Genomic DNA, 6,000 nt, shown 5'->3' on the forward strand with positions numbered 1-6,000 from the left:
CGCCCGCCTGATCCACCATGCCAAATTATCTCGATGCTTCAGCTCTCACCAAGATCGCGTTGCGCGCAGAGTCGGTGGCCACAGGGCCATGCAATTGCACCCGGACGCCGCTTGACGGCTGGAACTCACAACCGGTTTCTCTCGACGAAGGGCGTCTCGAGGAAATCGGCACCCTCATGGTGGACGATGATCCTGAGCCTAGCTATCGGGAATACCTACCGGGCGATCTTGATTATTGGTCCCCCAATGCACCCATCACGCCGCATTTTTTTCCGTATAACCGATGCAACGTATGGCAATGCATGCAATGCAGCCGGCTTTATCTTCGATACACGGAAGGCGGAGGTTATTTTGTTGACCGTCGAATTCGCGCCGTGAATTCGGCTTTGATCCAGGACGTTCCTTTGTGAATGGCTAAGAGCATTTCTTAAAAGCAGCCCTTAACCGATCAACTCAGTGGCCGAGCGCGAACGACCGCCTCGGCCGCCTTTGACACCTTCACCTTCATCGCCGGCGGTATTCAGATTGGAGCCGGGCAAAGGCGCTCCAGAATCGTCGTCCGCGCTAGTAACGATGCGCCCCGCTTCGCAGCATTTTCCAGACTTATCGTCATAGCAATTAATCAAAAAACGAAATGACCGCTAAGTGCATTGCAGCAAACATCAATCGACTCCGGGTTTTATCTGCTATCCCGTGATACGGATGTCAATTCAATGTTGCTAACGGGAGACACAAAAACGAAAACAGATCACGAGTTAATTTGACGGAAATATTATCGCCCTTGCGATCAAAAATCGCGCTTGAACTATTGGCGTTACATACACCAGTAGTTGTCCAACAAATCAATAGGGGAAGATACTCTGTGAAGAAAACTACCAGCGCCATTGGCGGCGCATTGATCGCCATTGCTGCTCAATCCGCTTTCGCGCAAAGCTCAGTCACCCTGTATGGCATTGTCGACACCAGCGTCCGCTATCTCACCAACGCCGATGCAAATAACGACAACCAGGTATCAATGGGCGTTGGCCCGATCACCGGCAGCCGCTGGGGCTTGAAGGGATCTGAGGATCTGGGCGGCGGCCTGTCCGCGGTGTTCCGGTTAGAGAACGGCTTCAACCTCTGGAACGGCCAGTTTGCGAGCTCGAATACGCTCTTCAACCGGATGGCTTATGTTGGAATTTCGAGCAACCAGTATGGCACCGTCACCTTGGGCCGCCAGAACACGCCGTTATTCGACCAGTTAGGGAATGTCTACGACCCGTTGACCGTGGGTAACTACGATCAGGACGGCTGGTTGCCCGGCGCACTTGGCTACGGCCTGCGCCAGAACAACTCCGTCAAGTACAACGGCCAGTTCGGTGGCGTCAACGTGGAGGCCATGTACGGCTTTGGTAACGTGGCGGGCAGCGTTGGCGCGAGCAACATGTACGGCTTGACGGCGTCGTACACATTCGCCGGCTTGTCTCTTGATGCGGGCTTCCAGCAGAACAGCGACGTGCACAACAACAAGTTCAATGTTGTCAACGTGAGCGCTGTCTATGCATTCAGCACGGTCAAGGCCTTCGCGGGCTGGCTGCATTCGCAGGACAATACCGGCATGGTCGACATCTTCATGTCGGCTGCAAACTCACCGGCTGCCAACTTCGCGGCGCCTGTGACGAACACCAACCGCATTGACGACGGCTTCTATGTCGGTTCCACGTGGCAGGTCACGACGCCGTTGCTGCTGACTGCGGCGGCCTACTACGATCACTCCCGCAATGCGCTGGAAGCCAACGGAACTACGCTTGGCCGCGGCGTCCGTTATTCGGGCGTGCTGCTTGCCGAATACTCGCTGTCCAAGCGGACAGAAGTGTATAGCACGGTCGACTTCATCCGTGGCACCGGTGCGGCGCAGGCAGACTTTCCGGGACGCAACAACCAGACCGGCGTTGCAGTCGGCCTTCGCAACATATTCTGATGCGGGCTGCCCGGTTTGTCGCCGGGCATGACGCTTCCGAACCAACGGCGCGCACTCAATGCAATGGTGCGCGCCGTTTTTTCTTGAGGCAGCAGGGGCAGCAGTACGTCATCAGATCAATAGTTCGACCGACTGCAGCACGTGGCGTGTTTCCGGCAAACTCGAGTCGCATCCTTCGCGAATCGTTTCGATCATGCATTCTATAAAGCACTCGGACGCGGCACTCGCGGGATGACCGGTACGCGAGATGACGCTGACCATGGCGTCGTCCAGTTGCTCGCGCAACGGAATGGCGCACAGTCCTTCCTTGGCCGCACTGACCTCAACCAGCGGCCACGGAAATACGCTGACCATGTCGGTCTTCTTGAGCAACGCAATTGCAATGGAAAGAGAGTGCGTCAGGTGAATCTTGCGCGGTACCGGCACGTTGTATCGAGTGAAGACGTTGTCGGCGAGGGCATTTTCGCTCACCGGGTCCCATGTCAAGACCCAGTCCAGATCGCTCATATCCGCTAGCGAGTGGCAATTCGCTCGCGGATGTCCCTCGCGAGCAACCAGCGCGCAGGTCGACGAAAACAATGGCCGATACTGAAATTCAACACCGAATGCCCCAGGCTCCGGCCGGCCGACAAAGAAGTCGAGGCTACCGTCGCGCAGGCGCGGATTGGCAACCGACAATAATCCTTCGAAGAATTCCAGGCGGATATCGGGCATGCGTTCGCAAAAGCGCGTGACTGTGTCCGCCAGGAACGTCATGGCAATCCATGGCGTGACAGCAACCGTGAGTTTGCCCTGCGTGGCGCCCCTCAGCGCGTTCATGGCTTCCTGGGCACGTGTCATCTGCCCTGCCATCAGCCGGGCGTGAACCAGCAGCGCCTGGCCGCTCTCCGTGAGCGTGACGCCTGACGATGTGCGCACCACCAGCGACATCTGCACGCTTTCCTCAAGTTGGCGCAGGCTCTTCGTGATAGCCGCCGGGGAGGCTTTCAGAACGCGCGCCGCACCGCGCACACCGCCTGCTTCGGCAATGGCAATAAGCGTGCGGAGTTGGTGAAGTTTCATACGCTCTCAATGTAAAGGCGGGTTCGCACGGGGTGTTCACCTCAGGTTGCCACGTTCACGATTCTAGCTCTCCCGCCCCGTTTTCTGTCGCGCTACGGTAGCGTCACCCGATCGAGTTCCAACGCTAATCACGGACCCACGCGAATGACTGTTTCTACCGACATGCTCGCCAGCCACGACGAAATGATCCATTTGCGTCATGGCATCCATGCGCGTCCCGTGCTGACGAAGCATCCGTGCGACGCGATAGTGCTCGCGCTGCAGAGGACGGTCTCGCGAAACGTCGCACCGCTGGACATGGCATGAACGCAGGCCGGCTTGCCAGCCGCTCAAATTGATTCAACACTGACGGGGAACTCCATGAAACACGTAACGCTCGCAGCCTTTTGCGCACTGGTGATGTTGCCCCTTGCTGCCTTTGCGCAGGATAAACAGGTCATTCGCTTTGGCGTTGACCCCAGCTATCCGCCGTTCGAGTCGAAGGCGCCGGATGGATCGTTCACGGGTTTCGACATCGACCTGGGCAACGCGATCTGCGCACAGCTCCATCAGAAGTGCGTGTGGGTTGAGCAGAACTTCGACGGCATGATCCCCGCGCTCAAGGCGCGTAAGTTCGATGCCATACTTTCAGCGATGTCCGCTACGCCCGCGCGGCGTCAGCAGATTGATTTCAGCCACCGTCTTTACAACAGCAGCTCGGCATTGATTGCGCGCTCGGGCTCGAACCTTCAGCCGACCGCGCAGGCGCTGCAGGGCAAAAGCGTAGGCGTGGTGCAGGGCTCGACCCAGGAGAGCTACGCGAAAGCAGAGTGGGCGCCGAAGAACGTGACGGTGGTGTCGTATCAGACGCAGGACCAGATCTATCAGGACCTCGTGACGAACCGTCTTGATGCGGCATTTCAGGCAGCCGTGCAAGCTGACTTCGGTTTTCTGAAGACGCCGCAAGGCAAAGGTTTTGCGTTGGTGGGCAAGCCGGTGGGGGACAGCCGCGTGGCGGGTGATGTCGCTATCGGCATACGAAAGGGCGACACGCCGATGGAAACGCAGATCAACCAGGCCATTGCTGTGATACGTCAGGATGGCGTGTATCAACAGGTGGCGGCGAAGTACTTCAACTTCGATATTTACGGCGATTGAGCGTCAGGACTCAGCCCATTCTTTCTCGTAGGGAGTCAGGTATGTTGGAGACCGTAGCTGCCCGTCTTGCGCGGGCCGTCACGCCGCAATTGAGGGAAGATTTTCGCCGCGATGGCGCGGTTTGTATTCGCCAGATCTTCACACCGGAAGAGGTTGCTTTGCTGCGCGAGGGTATTGATAGGAACCTGCAAGCGCCCAGTCCGCGCGCGAAGGTCGCGAGCCGTCCCGACGATCCAGGCTGGTTCTTCGAAGACTTCTGCAACTGGCAGGAGAACGCGGCATATCGCCAGTTTATTTTTCACTCGGCGGCACCCGCGGTAGCAGCGACGCTGTTGGGGAGCGAGGCGATACGGCTTTACCACGATCATCTGCTGGTGAAGGAGCCGAATACCCGGCAACGCACGCCGTGGCATCAGGACCAGCCGTACTACAACATCACCGGCCGCGATAACGTCAGCATGTGGATTCCGGTCGATCCTGTTTCTCCGGAGTCGAGGCTGGAGTTTGTCGCGGGGTCGCATCTTGGGCCTTGGCTGATGCCGCGTACGTTCATGGACAATCAGGCCAAGTGGTTTCCTGAGGGCAGTCTCGCGGATCTGCCGGATATTGAGGCTGACCGGGGGGCGTATCCGATCATCGGATGGGCGCTTGAGCCGGGCGATATGGTGTGCTTCAACATGCTGACCTTGCATGCGTCCGGTGGGGTGAGCGGGCAGACACGGCGGCGTGCTTTCTCTATTCGCTTTATTGGCGACGATGTTCGGCATGCGCCGCGTCGTTGGCGTACTTCGCCGGAGTTTCCGGGTCTTGCTGAGACGTTGCCTGAAGGTGCGGCAATGGAGCATCCGCTTTTTCCTATCGTCTGGCCTGGGGCTAAGTCGGGCAATATCGCCAACACGCAGTGAGTGATGGTGGATGGCGGTTTTGATCCGGTGACCAGGAATGACCAAGCATGGGATACCGAAAACGATGAGTGGCACGATTTGAGCGATTCGAACCGTTGTCGTCTTCGCTTTTAAGCGACGCTCAGTGCGGCGCATGACTGCGTCGCTAACACCTACGCGCGGGTTCGTCGGCTTCATCGAGCAGCGGCTGCACCGAGTCGACGTTCACGCAGCCGACGGTGGTCGATTCGCGAACCGGCTTTGCACTGACCGCTTTTGGTCCAGACGCGATATCGCGCTCGATCTGCGCGTCCAGCGCGCTACCGACGGCGAGGATTCGACGGCGAGTACTACCGAAGGAAATCCCTTTGTCCAGCGGAAGGACCTCTCGAAGCAGCTCCGTGGCCTGACGGTAGGGTAGACGGGCGGCCCACTTGGCCTGGAGGTACTCCAATTCCGGCGTCACACGCTGGTGAACGGCCTTGCACAGCGGACTCACAGAGCGGCGCGGTCGCCCTTGCTTTGCCGCGCAGTTGCACGCCCACAGCCTCGGACTCGGCACGTCGAGCTTGCCAAACACGGTTCGCAGCACGATCGACCGGGCGTCCTTTTGTGCGCCAGCATCGAGCCACAACGATCGCAAGCCGATTGGCTCTCCATCCACCCGGCAGTCTGCTCTGACACCAGTAACGATTGAACCCGGGCGGTCAAGTCGACGGAAATGGCCTCCCACGGTTTGGTTCACTCTCAGCGACGGTATCCAGCGCTCGCAGGCAACGATCATGCTCGCCATATCGCAGCGCAGAGCCCCCGCTTTGGCGCGGTCTCACGCGGCGCCGCCGGTCATTGCGAACCGGCGGTCTTTATGACCTGACGTTGACGGGTTCGACACGGCAGCCCGAGCGTTAAGGTACCCATAAGGTTCCATTGCATATAGTGCTCCGCAACGTAGTACCC

The 6,000-nt window shown here is 58.5% G+C and carries 7 protein-coding genes; 5 read left to right on the forward strand and 2 right to left on the reverse strand.

Translation table 11 applies throughout. The features are described from left to right. Positions 1–17: 17 nt before the first annotated feature. On the forward strand, positions 18–410 hold the full coding sequence (locus AWB69_RS49390) for a hypothetical protein (protein WP_062086573.1): 393 nt from the start codon (positions 18–20) through the stop codon (positions 408–410). Between the two features lie 452 nt (positions 411–862). Then, on the forward strand, positions 863–1,960 hold the full coding sequence (locus AWB69_RS16635) for a porin (protein ID WP_062086575.1): 1,098 nt from the start codon (positions 863–865) through the stop codon (positions 1,958–1,960). 111 nt (positions 1,961–2,071) lie between these two features. Here AWB69_RS16635 and AWB69_RS16640 read toward each other — a convergent pair whose 3' ends face one another. After that, entirely contained in the window at positions 2,072–3,022 is a 951-nt protein-coding gene (locus tag AWB69_RS16640) for a LysR substrate-binding domain-containing protein (RefSeq protein ID WP_062086577.1), read from the reverse strand. A 144-nt stretch (positions 3,023–3,166) separates the two neighbouring features. On the opposite strand from AWB69_RS16640, the gene AWB69_RS47740 reads away from it, so the two are divergent. Genes AWB69_RS47740 through AWB69_RS16650 form a run of 3 tightly spaced genes read left to right on the forward strand, consistent with a single transcriptional unit; the run spans position 3,167 to position 5,064 of the window. Beyond that, complete coding sequence (locus AWB69_RS47740) at positions 3,167–3,328, forward strand: hypothetical protein (protein ID WP_156528872.1); 162 nt, start codon at positions 3,167–3,169, stop codon at positions 3,326–3,328. 54 nt (positions 3,329–3,382) lie between these two features. Then, positions 3,383–4,159: an ABC transporter substrate-binding protein gene (locus AWB69_RS16645; RefSeq protein ID WP_062086579.1), complete on the forward strand. Its 777-nt coding sequence runs from the start codon at positions 3,383–3,385 to the stop codon at positions 4,157–4,159. A 41-nt stretch (positions 4,160–4,200) separates the two neighbouring features. Next, positions 4,201–5,064 carry a phytanoyl-CoA dioxygenase family protein gene (locus AWB69_RS16650; protein WP_062086581.1) on the forward strand — a complete coding sequence of 288 codons (864 nt, stop codon included), beginning with the start codon at positions 4,201–4,203 and terminating at the stop codon, positions 5,062–5,064. 145 nt (positions 5,065–5,209) lie between these two features. Here AWB69_RS16650 and AWB69_RS16655 read toward each other — a convergent pair whose 3' ends face one another. Next, on the reverse strand, positions 5,210–5,707 hold the full coding sequence (locus AWB69_RS16655; protein WP_156528873.1) for a hypothetical protein: 498 nt from the start codon (positions 5,705–5,707) through the stop codon (positions 5,210–5,212). Between the last annotated feature and the right edge of the window lie 293 nt (positions 5,708–6,000).

It is taken from the genome of Caballeronia udeis, assembly GCF_001544555.2.
Taxonomy (GTDB): domain Bacteria; phylum Pseudomonadota; class Gammaproteobacteria; order Burkholderiales; family Burkholderiaceae; genus Caballeronia; species Caballeronia udeis.

Bases quoted from the DNA above. Each gene is read 5' to 3' on its own strand.
- AWB69_RS49390 (WP_062086573.1), top strand. From the start codon at position 18: ATGCCAAATTATCTCGATGCTTCAGCTCTCACCAAGATCGCGTTGCGC.
- AWB69_RS16640 (WP_062086577.1), bottom strand. From the start codon at position 3,022: ATGAAACTTCACCAACTCCGCACGCTTATTGCCATTGCCGAAGCAGGC.
- AWB69_RS47740 (WP_156528872.1), top strand. From the start codon at position 3,167: ATGACTGTTTCTACCGACATGCTCGCCAGCCACGACGAAATGATCCAT.
- AWB69_RS16645 (WP_062086579.1), top strand. From the start codon at position 3,383: ATGAAACACGTAACGCTCGCAGCCTTTTGCGCACTGGTGATGTTGCCC.
- AWB69_RS16650 (WP_062086581.1), top strand. From the start codon at position 4,201: ATGTTGGAGACCGTAGCTGCCCGTCTTGCGCGGGCCGTCACGCCGCAA.